This is a genomic window from Mesorhizobium sp. M0904 (genome assembly GCF_040319475.1).
Lineage (GTDB): Bacteria > Pseudomonadota > Alphaproteobacteria > Rhizobiales > Rhizobiaceae > Mesorhizobium.
Genome location: NZ_JAMYOC010000001.1, coordinates 375,106 through 390,795, shown reverse-complemented (window position 1 = coordinate 390,795; position 15,690 = coordinate 375,106). Strand labels below are relative to the sequence as shown.

Annotated in this window: 12 protein-coding genes; 3 read left to right on the top strand and 9 right to left on the bottom strand. The window is 56.6% G+C overall.

Translation table 11 applies throughout. The features are described 5' to 3' along the window. Nucleotides 1-140: 140 nt before the first annotated feature. A complete protein-coding gene (locus tag NKH80_RS01945) occupies nucleotides 141-2,198 on the bottom strand; it encodes a hypothetical protein (protein WP_352989241.1) in 2,058 nt (685 codons plus the stop codon). A gap of 170 nt (nucleotides 2,199-2,368) precedes the next feature. On the opposite strand from NKH80_RS01945, the gene NKH80_RS01940 reads away from it, so the two are divergent. After that, a complete protein-coding gene (locus tag NKH80_RS01940; protein ID WP_352707121.1) occupies nucleotides 2,369-3,220 on the top strand; it encodes a sulfotransferase in 852 nt (283 codons plus the stop codon). A 282-nt stretch (nucleotides 3,221-3,502) separates the two neighbouring features. Here NKH80_RS01940 and NKH80_RS01935 read toward each other — a convergent pair whose 3' ends face one another. From NKH80_RS01935 to NKH80_RS01900, 8 genes are all read right to left on the bottom strand, one after another. Next, complete coding sequence (locus tag NKH80_RS01935; RefSeq protein ID WP_352707123.1) at nucleotides 3,503-4,999, bottom strand: lipopolysaccharide biosynthesis protein; 1,497 nt, start codon at nucleotides 4,997-4,999, stop codon at nucleotides 3,503-3,505. A 249-nt stretch (nucleotides 5,000-5,248) separates the two neighbouring features. Then, entirely contained in the window at nucleotides 5,249-5,917 is a 669-nt protein-coding gene (locus tag NKH80_RS01930) for a class I SAM-dependent methyltransferase (RefSeq protein ID WP_352989238.1), read from the bottom strand. A 699-nt stretch (nucleotides 5,918-6,616) separates the two neighbouring features. Next, nucleotides 6,617-7,837: a glycosyltransferase gene (locus NKH80_RS01925; protein ID WP_352707126.1), complete on the bottom strand. Its 1,221-nt coding sequence runs from the start codon at nucleotides 7,835-7,837 to the stop codon at nucleotides 6,617-6,619. Nucleotides 7,838-7,883: 46 nt separating this feature from the next. Next, on the bottom strand, nucleotides 7,884-8,054 hold the full coding sequence (locus tag NKH80_RS01920; protein WP_352707149.1) for a hypothetical protein: 171 nt from the start codon (nucleotides 8,052-8,054) through the stop codon (nucleotides 7,884-7,886). A gap of 14 nt (nucleotides 8,055-8,068) precedes the next feature. After that, nucleotides 8,069-9,319, bottom strand: coding sequence for a glycosyltransferase (locus NKH80_RS01915; RefSeq protein WP_352824017.1), 1,251 nt, complete (start codon nucleotides 9,317-9,319; stop codon nucleotides 8,069-8,071). Nucleotides 9,320-9,908: 589 nt separating this feature from the next. Next, nucleotides 9,909-10,886 (bottom strand): nitroreductase family protein, encoded by a 978-nt coding sequence (locus NKH80_RS01910; protein WP_352824018.1) that lies wholly within the window; start codon nucleotides 10,884-10,886, stop codon nucleotides 9,909-9,911. Nucleotides 10,887-10,910: 24 nt separating this feature from the next. After that, entirely contained in the window at nucleotides 10,911-12,077 is a 1,167-nt protein-coding gene (locus NKH80_RS01905) for a polysaccharide pyruvyl transferase family protein (RefSeq protein WP_352707132.1), read from the bottom strand. A 69-nt stretch (nucleotides 12,078-12,146) separates the two neighbouring features. Next, complete coding sequence (locus tag NKH80_RS01900; RefSeq protein ID WP_352707135.1) at nucleotides 12,147-12,446, bottom strand: hypothetical protein; 300 nt, start codon at nucleotides 12,444-12,446, stop codon at nucleotides 12,147-12,149. A gap of 352 nt (nucleotides 12,447-12,798) precedes the next feature. On the opposite strand from NKH80_RS01900, the gene NKH80_RS01895 reads away from it, so the two are divergent. Both NKH80_RS01895 and NKH80_RS01890 read left to right on the top strand, forming a co-directional pair. Beyond that, nucleotides 12,799-15,432: an SGNH/GDSL hydrolase family protein gene (locus NKH80_RS01895; RefSeq protein WP_352989234.1), complete on the top strand. Its 2,634-nt coding sequence runs from the start codon at nucleotides 12,799-12,801 to the stop codon at nucleotides 15,430-15,432. Next, the gene (locus NKH80_RS01890) at nucleotides 15,429-15,689 is read left to right on the top strand and encodes an acyl carrier protein (RefSeq protein ID WP_029356091.1); all 261 of its coding nucleotides are present in this window, start codon (nucleotides 15,429-15,431) and stop codon (nucleotides 15,687-15,689) included. The genes NKH80_RS01895 and NKH80_RS01890 overlap by 4 nt, the downstream gene beginning before the upstream one ends. Nucleotide 15,690 lies beyond the last annotated feature (1 nt).

Here is a 15,690-nt window from a genome sequence, read left to right as displayed (position 1 = left end):
GTGGCATCGCATATCGAAGAGGTTTCCGCCTGTTGGGAAAACTCACGCGCCTCGGCTGTGGGGAGGCTTACTGGCGGCAGAGCTCGTCAGCAGTCCGACGAGAGTGATGACGCATCCTGGCGTCGCGCAGTCGATGCGTTCTAGCCGACGGTCTCGCTCTCCGGGGTCCAGGCTTCTGGCTGGTCGAGCACAGAGACCGCGCGAACATGGCAGCGAATCTTATGCCCGACATCCCGCGAGCTGAGCTCATAGCTTGTGCCGGTTTCGCCCACGATCGGAACGCCGTCACGATACCATAGATACTCTATTTGCGACGCAATAACATTCGGTACGACGGTCAGCGCCTGGCCCGGTGAGGTCTGGCCCGAGAAGGCCGGCAATGCGCTGAAGGCCGTCGGGGCCCTAGCCAGATCCGTTTCCGTCTGCCGGACCCTTATATAGTCAATCACCATGTCATACGTTTGCGACGGGTTCGGTTGAGCGCGCCCCTTTTTTTCATCGTAGGCGAAATCCACAATGATGTATTTTTTTGCTGCGAGTTCCGGTGTCGTCGGAACGCGCGCCACTTCATAGCCGTCGATCACGAAATAGGTATAATCATCTTCGATCTGCGCATACCAAGTATGAAATTCGCCATCGTATACGTCCATCGTGCTGGGAAAACCACTTGATGGATCGACTTGATAGCCGGCGATTTTCCGGTGCACGCTACGTGGCGTGATATGTGGATCTGCATAGTCGAGTCTGGGTTTGTGCACGTGCTGGCTGATGTTGATATAGGCCCCATTGAGACCGTCATATTCCCAAAAGTCCGTCTCAAGACGATTGCGCGTCCGCCAGAATAGATGCTCCTTCCCATACGCCCAGAAAGCAGGAAAAAATCCAGGGCGGGGCGCGAGTATCTTCGGCATTCTGGCGCGGATCTCAAAGATCCCCTTTCCCCAACACCGCCCCTGGCCATTGTTGTTCACGGAAGAGAATGCACCTGTTCTCCAACGCCGCTTGTGCAAGAGCCGGAGCGCCAGCGTGTGGCTGCTGGCGTCGTGCACATAGGAGGAGGGCGACGCCGACATCGGCGGCGTAGCGGCGTCAACACCAACGGTCGTCAGATGGGTCGGCGCATACCAGATGCTGCTTTGCGCGCCTTTGGAATCATCGACAACCGTGTTGGAGTCGAAGTCGTCAAAAAAAACCGTTGTGTAACCGCGGATCGGCGGCGCCGCCTCACCACGATGACCATATCGCCGTTCATTGCCGATGGCTGTCCAGGACGCCCACGAGACTGAATCAAAGGCATAACGTGCCGGTTTGTCGTTCGCATCCACAGCTGAAGGAGCGCTCTGGCGATAGGGATGAACGTCGGGCAGGGCGGATTGCCGGCCGATGCGCCACATGCCCCATCCCATCAGCCTGTCGATCTGGGAGTCATTTAGTTCGCTTTGCCCGATAATGACGCAATCGATCGCGACATCGGCCCTCATCGGATTGTTCACATCGCCCATGAAGCTCTGCGATTTCATCCGGTTGGGTGTCAATGCATAAACCGTCTGGCCGGCCGTCTTGATCCCATTCACCACAGCCTGCATCACGAACCCGCGGCGGTACCCGACCATGACATTCCATTCGTCAAAATCGGTCGAGCACTGCCCTTCCTCGCTCTTGAGCTTGCCGTCATGGAGCCGCGAAACGAATGTGCCGGCCGATGGCTTGAAACAGACCTGGGGTTGGCGATGCACCGGGCCACCCTCCGCGCCATTGGCGCAAACAACGGAAACGTATTCCGCGTCGGCATTGATCGCCGAATTGCACCGGGCGATCACGAGCCACCAGCGGTGAAGGTAAGGCGCATCGCTATCGGCGGGCCAGGTCAACGCCTGTCTCGTACCCTGTTTGAAATGGACTCCGCCGTTATTCGGAAGCTTTGTCGGGCGCAGGGAGGGCTCGGCTTGCATCGCAGCCACCGGCTTCGCGCCGGCCGATTGCCATGAGGAGACTTCGCCCTCGGCCAGATCCTCCTGAAACCAGGATTTCACAATCATTTCCGGGAACAGACCAGGATGCCAGGAGTGAGCTTTCGGCTGCGAGCCTTGCGCCGGACCGGCGGCGCGAGCATCCCGTCCTGGGCGACCGGATGCCGCCAGCACAAGGGCGGCGCATGCGGCCCGCGCCAGGTCCCGGCGAGAAAAGCGGTTAGTCATTGTCGTGTGCCAATAATTGCTGGTTTCGGGATGAGACTCCGCATGGACACCCGTTACTTACTATCGCGCTTCTCCTCACAAGCTCCGCAGCATATCATAGGTTTCAGTTTAACCTTTCAACGACAGCTGGGGAAGTGGGTCGCGCCTAATGCGATAACTGGAGAAAGCAGATGCAGACCGCTGACAGGATCGGTGCTTCGCCTCCCACCAGGCCGGGCAAAGCTCTTCCGCCCAATGCGCTTCTATTGAATTGCTTTGGCCGAGGTGGGTCAAATATTGTCTGGAATATCATCGGCAGCTCGCCGGATGTGTTGATGCCATACCGCGAATGGCATGAGGGAGTATTCGGACGCTACTACAAGCTGCGCAAGGCCGCGTGCCATATTGGCGGGGCCGTCAACTGGGCATCTGTTCCCGTCTTTTGGCGTCATATCCGCGCAGCGACTGCCGAGACCGTCCGCCCCGGGGAGCGCAACGAAAAGTCCCAAGCACGCTACGTCGTTCTGAAGGTGATGGATTACTACATTGCATTCGACGACGCGATTGCGCGCGGCTTTATGGAAGCGCGGAACCTTGTGCTTACGCGGCATCCATTACCGATGTGCGAAGGGCTGATACGCAGCGGTCTCAGCGAGGCGCTCGCGATCAAATGGTACAATGATGTGACTAGCCTGATGTTCAAAGCCTCGAGGAAGCGTGATGCGCTATCGCTTCGATTCGAGGACTTGATCCAATCACCGGATGCGTTTGTTAGAAGCCTTTACGACGCGCTCGGCATAGCGGCAGCGGAGGACGGAAAGATCCGGTTTAAGGTTAAATCATTTGGGGCGGCGCGAAAGGCAAACGCAGACGCCGCAACTGGCGAAAGGCTGCGGATAAAATTGGACGAAGCATCCGATCACATCGCACCAGACGTCAACACCCGAGCGGTTGCCCGCCTCGATCGTTCAGCACGACAGCGGATTTCGACAGGCACCCGCGCAACCGCAGAATTGTTCGATTATGGAGATGATAATTTCTGACCTTGTGCGGTTAACGGCGTTTGCCGCCTGGCCCCGAACAGGCACGGGACAGGCATAGACAAGTTTCACGGTCCCCAGTGCGTAGTGCCTGTTCGAGCACAGAGGAGCAGCCGTTCACTGAACCCGGTTTGCCCCGCGCAAGGTCGAATTCCGATGAGAGAAAACGGCGTCAAGGAGGCCTGCCGTCTCAAGGCCGCCGACTGTGTCTCCAGTCCCGGTATAAGAGACTCTAAGTCGTCGGATGGGCAGTCGGAGAGGCGCCGAGTGTGCAGATACCGTGGGCTATACAAATCTAATCCATTTCGTTTTCTTGGATGTTAGAGTTTGCAAGACTTCCGCACCATGTTTTCCGAAGAGTAGCGACGCTCTCAGATAGACAGTGACAACGGACAATGTACCTATAACGAGAAGCCCGGTCGCGAGCACAAGATAGTCGGGCGATCCGGCAAGCAGCATTTTGACCGCCGAGCCAGTGGCGAACACCACAGCGGCGAATGCGACAGGCGGCACATGTACGAGCGCGAAATCCACAGCTGATAATCCCGTTATCCGACAAGTCATCGCCGCATAAAGGAAGAAACTCGTCGCAATGGCGCCGGACACTGAAAAGGCCACTGCGTTCACGCCGTAGGGCGCCGAGAAGAACGCGAATGAAGCGACAAGGGCCATGTAAATGATCTGCATGGAGGCCGTTCGGTAACTTTGGCCCGTCGCAAGCGTCACGACTCCGCACACTCTGTAACCGACGCGGAAATAAATTACTGCAGAGAATATGATAATGGGAACGACGGCATCCGTCCATTTCTGGCCGAGAATTGTGAGAACAATCTCTTTTGCGAAACAGCATAGAAACGCGCTAGTCGGTAGAGCAAGCGCCGCCGTTAAAGCATACCCCTTGAGCTGAGCGCTGCATAGCCTGGCCTTGTCGTGATGAACCTTCGACAGGAGCGGGAAAATCACGCTCTTGTTCAGATTTCCGAACAGACTTGCTGGCATCGCAATCAGATAATACGCTCGCGAGTAAATGCCCAGCTCTGCAGTGCCGATCAACCGCGCGACAATAACATTATCGATATATTTTGCGGTGACGGCTGATATACCAGCCAGCGAATAGCCCAGGCTCTGTCTGCGGATATCGCGATAGGACTGCATGTCGAAACTGGGCCTCACGAGATAGTCCCTGGCGATGAAGAAATAGATGCTGGCCAAGATCGATGCCTCGGCCATATATGCGATCACCAAGGCCCAATAGCTGAGTCCAAAATAGGCAAGCGGAATGGCTAGGCCGACATGGGAAGCAATCCAAGCGACCAGACTCGCTGTGGAGGATATTCTGAATTTCAGGTGCCGCGACAAAATGGCCTCGGCGGTCAGATTGAACGCGTTCGCGACCATCATCACAGCAAGGAGGCGCGAAATGAGGACCAATTCCGGCACATGAAGAAAATCTGCAATCTGTGGTGCAAACACCCATTGAAGTATGCCGAGAATGGCAGCGATTATCACGGACAAAGAAATTGCGGTTCCGATATGGCGCTCGTCGACGTCCCGTCGCTGGACCAGGACTTGCGACATGCCGAGATTGGCAATGTTATTGCCGACGGATGCGATGATCAGCGCAGCGCCGGCAACGCCGTACTCCTGGGGGGAAAGCAGGCGCGCGAGAATGGCCGTGACCAGGACATTCAAAAAGGTTCGGGCCAGCAATGTGGCACCCGACCACGAGAGGCCGTTGGCTGCCCTTCGTGTCAGGTTTTTATGTCCAGTTACCTCGTCCAAGTTGACCTGCTCCGGACTGTCCAATTCGACTGCCACGCTTCAGTGCATGCAAGCGTGCTCCAACCTCATGAGCTATTTTCTCGCCCACGCCTCGCGGGTGAATTCCTCAGGCGTCCAATCACCGTTTTCGTCATCGCTTCATCAACCCAAGTCATAATGCCAGCGGATAGGCATCCCAGCATAAGCACCGCGCCGTCACGGTCGCACAGGCTGACTGGAACCGCCTTGTTGCATCCAGCAGCAATCTCTTCAGCGACGCCCCTCATTTTTGCGGAAATAGCCATTTGCTCTTCGAGGCCAGCGCAGCTTCTGATAGAGTGCACGTAGACGCGCCTTAGGTGTTACATATTCTGAAGGAGCAACGCGTTTGAGACCTACGCTCTCGCAGAGCGTATCCAGAGATCGATCTGTAAATGCATTGATATGTCCGAGCGGGTACAGTTCATTTTTTTCTATCTTCCAGCCCGATGTTATCTGCGGCGCAACCAATTCGCCAAAGGGAACGGATATCTTTATAATGCCAGAAGGCTTCAAGATTCGAGCCAGCTGTCTTACGGATTCGCGTGGCTCAGACACATGCTCCAGCACCTGATTCATATGTATGAAGTCGAACCTCTCATTTTCCACTTCACTCGGATCAATGGTCTGAATGCCGTGCGCGGCCGCGAATGATTTGCGCCGCGCTGACAGCTCGGCCCCGACAACATCATAGCCAAGGGCGCGCGCTGCGATGGCCCAGTGGCCCCACCCCATCCCAAAATCCAAGACCTTTATGTGGCGTGCCACTGGAGGAATGTACAACAATTCCTCGATCATCCCAGCAGACCGCAGCAGGTTATCGAAATAGCTTCGGCCCGCGCGTTCCCTCTTGGCCAGAGAAACAGATTCGTCACTAACGTCGTCATAGAGAAATTCCATGCCTTTGCTGTCTAGAATTTCTCTCTGAAAATACAGAATACAAGCGCGGCATTGCGCAATCGTGTATCGCGCACCATTAAGGTTTTGGTCGGAGATCCGTCCACGAAAGCATTCGTGCACGAACCTACGAACATCCGTTTGGGAAAAGGGGGAGTCGTATAGTATGGCTATATTTGTACTGCCGCATCCAGGACACTTTTCCCTAGCCACGAATCTCAGCCTTTCGCGCGAGTCGACCGTCATGGCTGCTTACTTGGCCTCTTTGCTGCGTTGTAGGCGCTCAAAGCAAGCGACAAGGCGGTTGCCGCAACGATATTAGCAATAGCTGGTCCGCTGGCACTCCTACACCAGCCACAGGCCGAGCGGCGGGATTGTAATGGCATTTTATTGCCCGTTATTGCCTGTCGCTTTTCGGGTGAGAGCCTCCGGATAAGGCTAGCAAACCGCCTTGGCTGCTTCATAATTGAATAGCGGAAAGGGGCCGCGCATAGCTCCACGCTGCTTAAAAATGTGGCTATCGGACAACCGGCTGCTTCAAAAGCGCTGCATGCGTTCACGACCGGCACCATGTTTGCCGCTTGGCCGGGGATTGCCGGAAGCGCAAAAACCAGTTTCAGTGGATGCATCTCGTTCAGCGCCTCTCTCCGGCATCAATAGTCGTCATTGCGTAGGCCGGCTTCGGGGTTGCTCCTGAATAACCTACCGCCTCACGATCTGGGTGGCAGTGTCCACAAGAGTGGCATACAACCTCATTTGCCGTGCTGCGACGCTCTCCATGCTGAATCGCGCAGTGACTGTTTGTACTGCGCGCCGCGCCATCTCATCGCGCTCGGCTTCCGATAGGCCGAGCGCGCGATGAAGGAGTCCGCAATACTCCACATGCGAGCGAGCCAAGAAGCCGCTGCGCTCATGCTTCACAACGTCGGATGCACCGCTGACATCGGTGATGATCGGGACCACGCCGCAACTCATGGCCTCGAGCAGTGCGTTTGACATGCCTTCCGTAACCGAAGTGGAAAGATAGAAATCAGCCTCCCGCAGAAAGGGAAAGACATCTTCAACCGCGCCGGCGAAAGTGACCCTGCTGGAAAGGCCCAACCGGGCCGCCTGCTCCTCGAGGGTGGCGCGGCACTGGCCATCGCCCAGGATGGTGAGTTGCGCCTTTGCGTCGGCGGGAAGTGCCGCGAACGCATCGATCATGTGCTCGAGGCATTTTTCCGGATCGAGACGGCCAAGGCAGATAAAGCGTCGGCTGCCATCGGCGCTCGGCTCGCGGCGCGGCTTGCGGGGCAGATCGATCCCATTCGGAATCATATGAATGCGATCCGCGCCGATGCCATGTCTCTTCAGATCACCAGCGATTTGGCGGCTATTGGCGATGAAGGCCGTGACGTGACGTTTAATCAAGGCGGACGCCCAGCGACCGATGATTTTCTTTTCGCGCACAACGTCGAGATCGAAACACCGTCCGCCCCGGCCCAATTTTGCGAGAACCGGTTTGCGCAGGAGGGCTCCTGCCAACGCCGCCGGAACAGCGTGAAGTCGGGCGTGGATGATATGTACGACATCGAATTCGTCGCGACGGCGCAGCATCCAGATCACAACTTGGACACACCACGACAGGAACGACAGCATATGCCGCCCGCCCAAATACGGAGCCGCGCGCAAACGAAGGCGATGGATAGGCACCCCGTCGATGGCGGACCGTTTCGAGGTCAAGTGCGACAGACTGGGCGCCAGAATGGTTGCGGAAACGCCGCTTTCAACCAGCACCCGAGCAAATCGCCGCGCCTGTTGTTCGCCGCCGCCATATGACTCAGGAAAATAGGTTGGGAGCACGAGCAGAACACGCATGCTGGGAAGAGCTTCGGCTCGCGGGGTCTTCATCGGATAAGCGGAGGCAACTTCTGCTGCAATCATATCAATCCGCCGGATAGCGTTCCCGGAGCCAAGGCGGCCACCAAGATTACAACCCCGTCCCATGTGCAAAAAAGAAGATGCCTCTTTGGCATCTCACTGCCTTCAGCGCATCGATCCCCTTGTCGTCCAGATCGACGCACTCCACCTCATCGCCGAAATCGGCGAAGTATGCACCGCTAACCAATCCGGCAAGTTGCCCGATCACCGTCAAACGCATAAGGCTGCACCCGATCATCGCGGAAGCGCCACATTTCGGACAGGAGGTACTGTTGATACTCCCTTGCTTGCCCGATGCTGGTCAAGAGCCGCGCGGTAAATGGCATCGGTCCGCTTTCCCATCAGCTTGACGTCCCAGTTCGAAAGATCCGTCGCCGCGGCGGCACCTTGGGCGAGGCAGGCCAGTCTTGCACGATCCTCCAGGAGGGCGGCAATAGCGTCGGCCATGGCTGCCAAATCATCCGCGGGTGTAATCACACCGTTGATACCAGGGCGGAGCACTTCGCGAAGACCTGGCAGATCGCAAGCGACGCAGGGCTTGCCACCGGCGAGATATTGCATAACTACGCGGGGCAATCCCTCCCGCATGGAACAGAGCAGGCAGAGATCCGCGAGCGCGATCAGCCGCTCGGGGTCGTCCCGATAACCGGTAAAGACCACTTGTCGCTCGAGCCCAAGCCGCTTGGCCCGCGATTCTACGGTCGAGCGAAGCGGCCCGTCGCCCGCGAGCACAAGCACCGCGTCGGGTAACCGGACGGCGACTTTGTTGAAAGCGTCCAGAAATTCCGTGTGTCGCTTGCGTGGCTCGAAAGCCGCGATCATCAAGAGCACGGACGGGCGCGGCGCGTCCGGGGTCAAGCGCAACAAATCGCGCCAACCGTCGGGCGGACCGGCGTTGCGAAAACGATCGAGATCGAATCCGGAATGGACGACATAATGTTTGTCTGGATGTCCCACTCCTGCGCTCAGGCATAAGTCGCGGATGCCCTCGCTCACACTGATGAACGCACTGGTGAATGGCGCTGCCAGCTTTTCCAAGGCGAGATAAGCAAACCGCTCGGCGACGCCGACATTGACAAAAGGCACGATATGCACGCCATGAACGATCGCTGGAACTCCCGCCGCCCATGCGGCGAGCCGCCCGAGAATGCCTGCCTTGCTGGTGTGCGTATGCACGATGTCGGCATTCAAGGCGCGGAATCTCCGGGTGAGCGCCAACAATGCCCGCATGTCGGAGACAGGCGAAATGGACCGAGTCAGGCCCGGGACGCCAATGAGTTCCACCCGCGGGTCCACTTTAGCTATGATTTCCGGCTGGACCGTCTCGCCATGTAGCAGGACAACATCATGCCCCCCTTGCGCGGCCCAATTGCAGGAATGGACAGTATTCTCATCAGCACCGCCATTGATGAGACGGGTGATGACATGAGCGATACGCAGTCGACGCCCCAAGTCAATCTTGCCTTCCGCGTCCTGTACTTTCATATCGCCGCACCGATCGCGCTGAATTTATCCGTTGGGTGCGTTCCCACGCCCAGCCGCGCTTTTGGTCCATGCGTCCCGATATCGGTGCTACTGCATTGGAGTGACATGCCACGCCTCGGTGGGTGCATGCCGTATGGAGATGAACCCCGAATCCTAAGTGTGCCCTTCCTTCTTGGGCCATGGCACATGCAGTCCGTAAGGAGGGTTATTCCAACGGCTTCCAGTCGATCAGATCTAACTTGTTGGATTTAAACGTCCCAGAGAACTGCCGCTGTCACCACGGGCACAGCGGAGTGATTATTTTGTGGTATACTGTGGTATACCTTGGACCAATACTTCTGCCTCAGCGCGTTTGCGCGAAATCGGATCGGAACCGGACTCGTTCAAAAAAGTAGTGGAGGCAATGCTTTAAGGGACCTATGGGAGAGGCCGGACCCGCAGCTTGCGGATTTTTCGCGTGCTCCACGTTACTTATTGTCGATGTGCGGCGGCAGCTGGTTGGCGCGCGCGAGCGGGCAGTCGATCAAGACATTGTCCCTTCCCCGAGAAGCCAGCTTCGTTCGATCGCTCTGCAAGTGCCAGCGGAGACTTACTCCTCGGTTACAAACGAGACCACCTCATCAATCGGCCTGCGCGGCGACCTGGCAAATCTGATGGCAGTACCTGCCATAGGGCCAAGGGCGACGCATGCAATCAATCTCTCGCCTGCTCGAATTCGACCGACGTCACGAATTTGCCGTTCAACTCGACTATCGACCGCAAGATTGAGGGGGCAAGCCACGAGCCGAAGTGCCTCCGCGGCCAACAGGAAATGCATTAGGAACAGCGCACCATCGACATAAATCTGGTTTCGTTGATTGCTTCCTCGCCAGGCCCTTGTGTCTGACGTGATAATGGCCAGGTTTGATATGGACTGTGAAAAGCCTCGCGCCCCGCCCTGCAGGGCGAGTATCTGATCGATTTGATGACGGCCCTGGTAGAGGTATACTCTTGTCGCCTGCCTGTTGCATTGGGATGGCGCACCTTGCGCCAAGCGTACCAACTCTAGCAATGTGGTGCGATCTATTAATTGTTCGTCAAAGTATCTAACCGAGCGACGACACTGAAGTCCTTCCAGGAGTGTGAGGGCTGGCCCCCCAATTGGCAGAACGGCACTTTGAACCCCGCCGGTCAAGGCGACTCCATCAAGCCCATTGAAACGCTCGACGAATTGACGAACTTTCTCAACAAAGGGCTGCTCAGGCTCCCCTGGTGGATGAAGGTCAACATAGGCGCGAAGTGCGCCAACAGCCATTTCAAGCGGAAACGCCCCTAGCGAGGCGTCGTAGGAGGACACCTCATTCATAAGTCGCTTGATTTTTTCCTGGCCAAAACCGGGCCTCCTGTCCTTTAGAGAAAGGCCCTTCTCAATCGAGTGAGCGTCCACGATTATTCGGTAATATAGCCGCTCTTTTTTTGGAACCAGCAGCGAATCCCCGTTGTAACGTAGGTAATTTCCAACGTCATATACGTAGGAGATGATTACCTTCGCTTGAGCAGACAGAAGAATTTGCAGCTTTCGAAGCATTTTACAACATCTTGATTTGTTATTTTACTTGGCCGCAGGCAGGGCCCTATCCAGAAACGTACGGCCAATCTCAGCTAGTTCCCGGAACCGGTTGTCTATCTTCATGTAGTCGTGAACAAGTTTTCCGAGGTTTTCGCACATGTCCAGCAAATGGTCCCTGGCACCCTTGCGGTGAATACACACGTACTGAGAGGGAATGCCCATCAGCGTCATCAAAGCCTCATTCTTAGTGGGGAAGCCGATGGCGGGTCGCCGGCTGTCCAGGCAAATTAACGGGCACCGGTTCCGCAGAGCAAATAGTGCCCCATGCATGCGCTCTGACAAGCAGTAGGAGAATTGTGATGCCAGATTTGCCCACTCGAGGGGATCAATCGGCTTTTCGGTGAGATCGATGTCTGCGAGGTGATTGCGATCCGAGACTGATACAATCTGGACGCCGCGCGCCCGCAGAGAGGTCGTGGCCTCTGCATAGAGCTCGTGCTGGCCGGCTATCACCAACGCCCGGGGCCGATTGAAATCCACGCCCCAGGAAGCCAGCTTTACGCGCAGGCTTTCATGAGTGGCATTCGACGTTAGATCGTGAGTGACTGTCGGGTCTGGGGTCAATGTCACACGATCCGCGAGGCTTGGATCTGCCCAGAGGACCAACTCACGTGTCCGCTCGTCCCGCACGCCGATCGCGACAAATTCGTTCAGGCATTTGGCCATCAAGTATCGATTGCGGCGCGGCATTTCGGTCCATTTGGTGCTGCTGCCGGTGCTCGCCGCATATGCTATCTTCGAGCACGCCACTTCTGGCCAGTAGACATTGGGAAATGGCGGACATAGTGGGTTGGTCTGAAGCTTGATCAGCCCACCGAGACGGGAGACGTAGTCGATCTTCCAAACCTCATCGCTACCCACCACAACCGCATCATAGCGGTCGCTTACGTAGCGAAACGTTGGTGACCTATCCTCCGAGTAGAACCTCTTGGGGCTGAGCAGCAGTCCATCGGCGAAGGCGGCAAGCGTTCGCTGGCGTGCGTTTGTCGCCGGCCCATAGCCAGTCTCCAGTCGTCTTGGATAGCGGTGGTCCACGATCTCCGCCGGCGAGCCGGGACGCAGGTCCGAAATGCAGCGTTGGAGGGCGAGGCTCTGAAGCTGCGCCCCCTCGTTGTAACCGGTGTGCAAAGTTAGTGTGCCAATCAACATTTAGCAGGTCCGTTGCTATCAACGGCGGCTATACGGCCAAATTGTTCCGTCAAGTTGTTCCGCCTAGTATCACGCCAGCACGTAGGCAACAATTGCCTCCGAGGTCGAATTGTATTTAACGATCTTCAAAGAAGAGAGGCTGTTTTCAGGAGCGTTGACTTTGACATACCTTCCGACACCGAGGTGGAAAGATAGAATCAGCCTCCCACAGGAATGGAAAGACATTTTCGACCGCGCCAGCGAAAGTGACGCTGCTGGAAAGGCCCAACCGGGCTGCCTGTTCGTCGAGAGTGGCGCGGCATTGGCATCGCCCAGGATGGTGAGTTGCGCCTTTGCCTCGGCTGGAAGTGCCGCGAACTCGTCGATCATGTGCCCGAGCGTTCCGGACTAAGATGGCCAAGGCAGACAGAGCGTCGACTGCCATCGGCGTTCGGCTCGCGGCGCGGATTACGGGGCAGATCGATCCCATTCGGAATCGGCTTTCAATCGATCAGATTTAGCTTGTTTTTAAGCGTCTTAGAGACGAGTCGCTGTTACCCCGGGCACAGCGGAGCGATTTGTTTCTGATACACTTATGTACTTCTGCGTTTTATGTACTTCTGCGTTTGCGCGGAACCGGACTCGTTCAAAGAAGTCAAGGCATCCCTCTAAGGACCGGGGCGCTTTACCCGTCAGGGATGGGAGCCATGGGAGGGGGACCAGCAGCTTGCGGATCTTTCGCATGCCCCAAAGCCACTTCTTGTCGATGTCCGCCGGCAGCTGGTTGAGGCGCGCGAGCGTGCATTGGATCAAGACATTGTCTCGTCCCTGGTCGGCGGATCCTACGGAGACTGAGTCGAGAAGCATCCTGGCTTGGTTCGCCATAGCCTGCCAGCTGGCCCTCTTCATCGCGCTGGTCTATCTCCTCAGGCTCGAGACTACTGCGCTTGTCCGCGTCCTGCTCGTTGCCCTCGCCGGCTGGTGCGTGCACTACTTCCTGCCACAGCCTTACCGGCTGCCGTTTTTCGTGCTGCTCTCGTTCGCGACTATCGCCGCAGTTTTCGCGAACCTTGGGCCCAACTGGCACCACTGGAGATTTGACGGCCTCATCGATGCCGCCTGGATCGTCGCCATTGGGCTCGTACTGATCGGAATTGTCCACCTACCGATCGCTTTTGGATGGAGAGTGCTGGCGCTGGTTGGCGCCGGCTGCGGGCTCGCCGCCGCACGAATGGACTGGATAGCGACCCCGTGGACGCGCGCCGTCTGGCCAGTGCTCGCTTCCATGTTCATGTTCCGTCTCATTGTCTATGCATACGAAATGCGACGTGAACAGAAGATGGCGACGCTTTCGGAGCGGCTCGCGTATTTTTTCATGTTGCCGAACGTGTGCTTCCCGCTCTTTCCGGTCGTAGATTTTAGAACTTTCCGCAGCAGCTACTACAATGCTGACCGGCACTACATCTATCAAACGGGCATTCAGTGGATGTTTCGCGGCGCTATCCATTTGATATGCTACCGCATCGTATATCAGCGATTTGTTATCGATGCTGCGGACGTACACAATCAGATTGAGCTTTTGCAATTTATCATATGGCCATTTTTACTTTATCTGAAGGTTTCAGGAACTTTTCACATAATCACCGGGATTTTGCATTTATTTGGATTCAACCTTCCAGAAACCCACAATCTGTACTTTCTTTCCTCAAGTTTCACAGATTTCTGGCGTCGAATAAATATATACTGGAAGGACTTCATAATGAAGATTGTATACTATCCGTTGTATTTTCGCTTTCGACGCTGGGGAGAGAGCGTAGCGCTGGTCAGCGCGACCCTCCTCGCGTTCCTCGCGACTTGGCTGCTGCACAACTATCAGTGGTTCTGGTTACGTGGCACCTGGGTATTCACCTGGAACGACTTCCTCTTCTGGATGATCCTGGCCGTGCTTGTGACGATCAACGCCCACTATGAAATGCGGCACGGTCGCACGCGGCGCCTGCGTGGCGGGGCACTAAGCTGGAACGGTGCGCTGCAAACTGCGAGCCGGACCATTGGCGTATTCGTCGTCATCTGCCTCCTTTGGTCGTTTTGGAGCGCGAGCTCGGTCCCGCAATGGTTCTCGGTCTTCGACACTGTGGGCGTGGAAGTTCCTGGCAAAATGACGCCCGCCCTCGTACTGGTCGCGGTGGCAGCTATCATTGGCATTCCTGCGCTTGCGCTCGCGCGCGGCGGCGCCGACCGCCAGTACAGTTTCCGACGGTCGGTTGCGTCGGTCGGTGTCTGCGGGTTGATCGCGGTTTGCATCTCGCTCCCCATGGTTCACGATCGCCTCGGGGAGACGGTCAGTACCGCAATGGCCGACATTAGAGCGCCGAACCTCAATAGCCGCGACAACGCGAACCTGGAGCGCGGCTACTACGAGAACCTCGTCAATGTCGGCGCATTTAACCCAGAACTGTGGATTGTCTATGGCCAACGACGACACGACGGTTGGGACAATTTGGACAAGACGCCGCTGAGCGAGTTCACCGGTGCGCTTCCCACGACCTATCTGCGACCACTCTCCCAAGCAGACTTTAAGGGAACGCGGGTCCACATCAACCGCTGGGGCATGCGAGATCAGGACTATGAAAAGATTCCTACTCCCGGCACCCCACGAATCGCAATCGTCGGCTCTTCGCATGTCTTCGGCGAGGGCGTCGCGGATGACGAGACTTTCGAGGGCCTGTTGGAGCGGCGGCTGAATGCGCAGGCAGACGACAGCGGGTATCGACACTACGAGGTGCTGAACTTTGCCGTTGGGGGTTATGTTCCTCTGGACATTCTGGCCATCATCGAGGATCGAGTGCTCGCATTCAAACCAAAGTACATCTTTTACTTCGAGCACAGCGCGCTTGTTCCACGAACGCTAAAGCGTCTCGGGAAAGCAATCCAGAATGGCTCCGCATATCGCTACGACTTCGTGCGCGACATTGTACGCGAGAGCGGGATCGATCCCCGTGCCGACCACGAGGTACTTCAAAGAAAGCTCATGCCCTACGGAGACAGACTTCTGCGTGCGATCTATTCTCGAATCGTGGAAGCTGCGAAGCGAGAAGGGGTCGGGGTCTTTTGGATCTATCTACCCAGACCAGACGAGAGGACCAGCACCGAGCTAGAGAAGCGCCTCGCTACCGAGGCTGGCTTTAACGTTCTCGATCTTTCCGGTGTGTATGACGGGTATGACTGGCGGACGCTTCTTGTAGCACCTTGGGACGATCACCCAAACGCCGCCGGCCATCGGCTCATCGCCGACAAGCTTTACCAAGTGCTGCAGCAACACCAGGATCTAATTCCCCTGAACCTTGCGGTTGCTCCACACAAGGAGGAACAATGAACGCGATCCAGATCAGGACGATGGCCAAGGATTTCATATTGAAGGAGTTTCTGCCCGGTGAAAGGCCGGAGAATCTGACGGATTCAACGGAGCTGATAACTGACGGCATTCTCGACTCGTTGGCGACGCTTAAGCTCGTTGCCTACCTGGAAAAATCCTGCGGTATCGAAATCGCCCCTGACGAACTCGTGCCGGAGAACCTGAACTCCATCGCCCAAATTGCCAATTTCGTCCAGTCGAAGCAGGCGTCCACATAGA

Bases quoted from the DNA above. Each gene is read 5' to 3' on its own strand.
- NKH80_RS01945 (WP_352989241.1), bottom strand. From the start codon at position 2,198: ATGACTAACCGCTTTTCTCGCCGGGACCTGGCGCGGGCCGCATGCGCC.
- NKH80_RS01940 (WP_352707121.1), top strand. From the start codon at position 2,369: ATGCAGACCGCTGACAGGATCGGTGCTTCGCCTCCCACCAGGCCGGGC.
- NKH80_RS01930 (WP_352989238.1), bottom strand. From the start codon at position 5,917: ATGGAATTTCTCTATGACGACGTTAGTGACGAATCTGTTTCTCTGGCC.
- NKH80_RS01925 (WP_352707126.1), bottom strand. From the start codon at position 7,837: ATGATTGCAGCAGAAGTTGCCTCCGCTTATCCGATGAAGACCCCGCGA.
- NKH80_RS01920 (WP_352707149.1), bottom strand. From the start codon at position 8,054: ATGCGTTTGACGGTGATCGGGCAACTTGCCGGATTGGTTAGCGGTGCA.
- NKH80_RS01915 (WP_352824017.1), bottom strand. From the start codon at position 9,319: ATGAAAGTACAGGACGCGGAAGGCAAGATTGACTTGGGGCGTCGACTG.
- NKH80_RS01910 (WP_352824018.1), bottom strand. From the start codon at position 10,886: ATGCTTCGAAAGCTGCAAATTCTTCTGTCTGCTCAAGCGAAGGTAATC.
- NKH80_RS01905 (WP_352707132.1), bottom strand. From the start codon at position 12,077: ATGTTGATTGGCACACTAACTTTGCACACCGGTTACAACGAGGGGGCG.
- NKH80_RS01900 (WP_352707135.1), bottom strand. From the start codon at position 12,446: ATGATCGACGAGTTCGCGGCACTTCCAGCCGAGGCAAAGGCGCAACTC.
- NKH80_RS01895 (WP_352989234.1), top strand. From the start codon at position 12,799: ATGCCCCAAAGCCACTTCTTGTCGATGTCCGCCGGCAGCTGGTTGAGG.
- NKH80_RS01890 (WP_029356091.1), top strand. From the start codon at position 15,429: ATGAACGCGATCCAGATCAGGACGATGGCCAAGGATTTCATATTGAAG.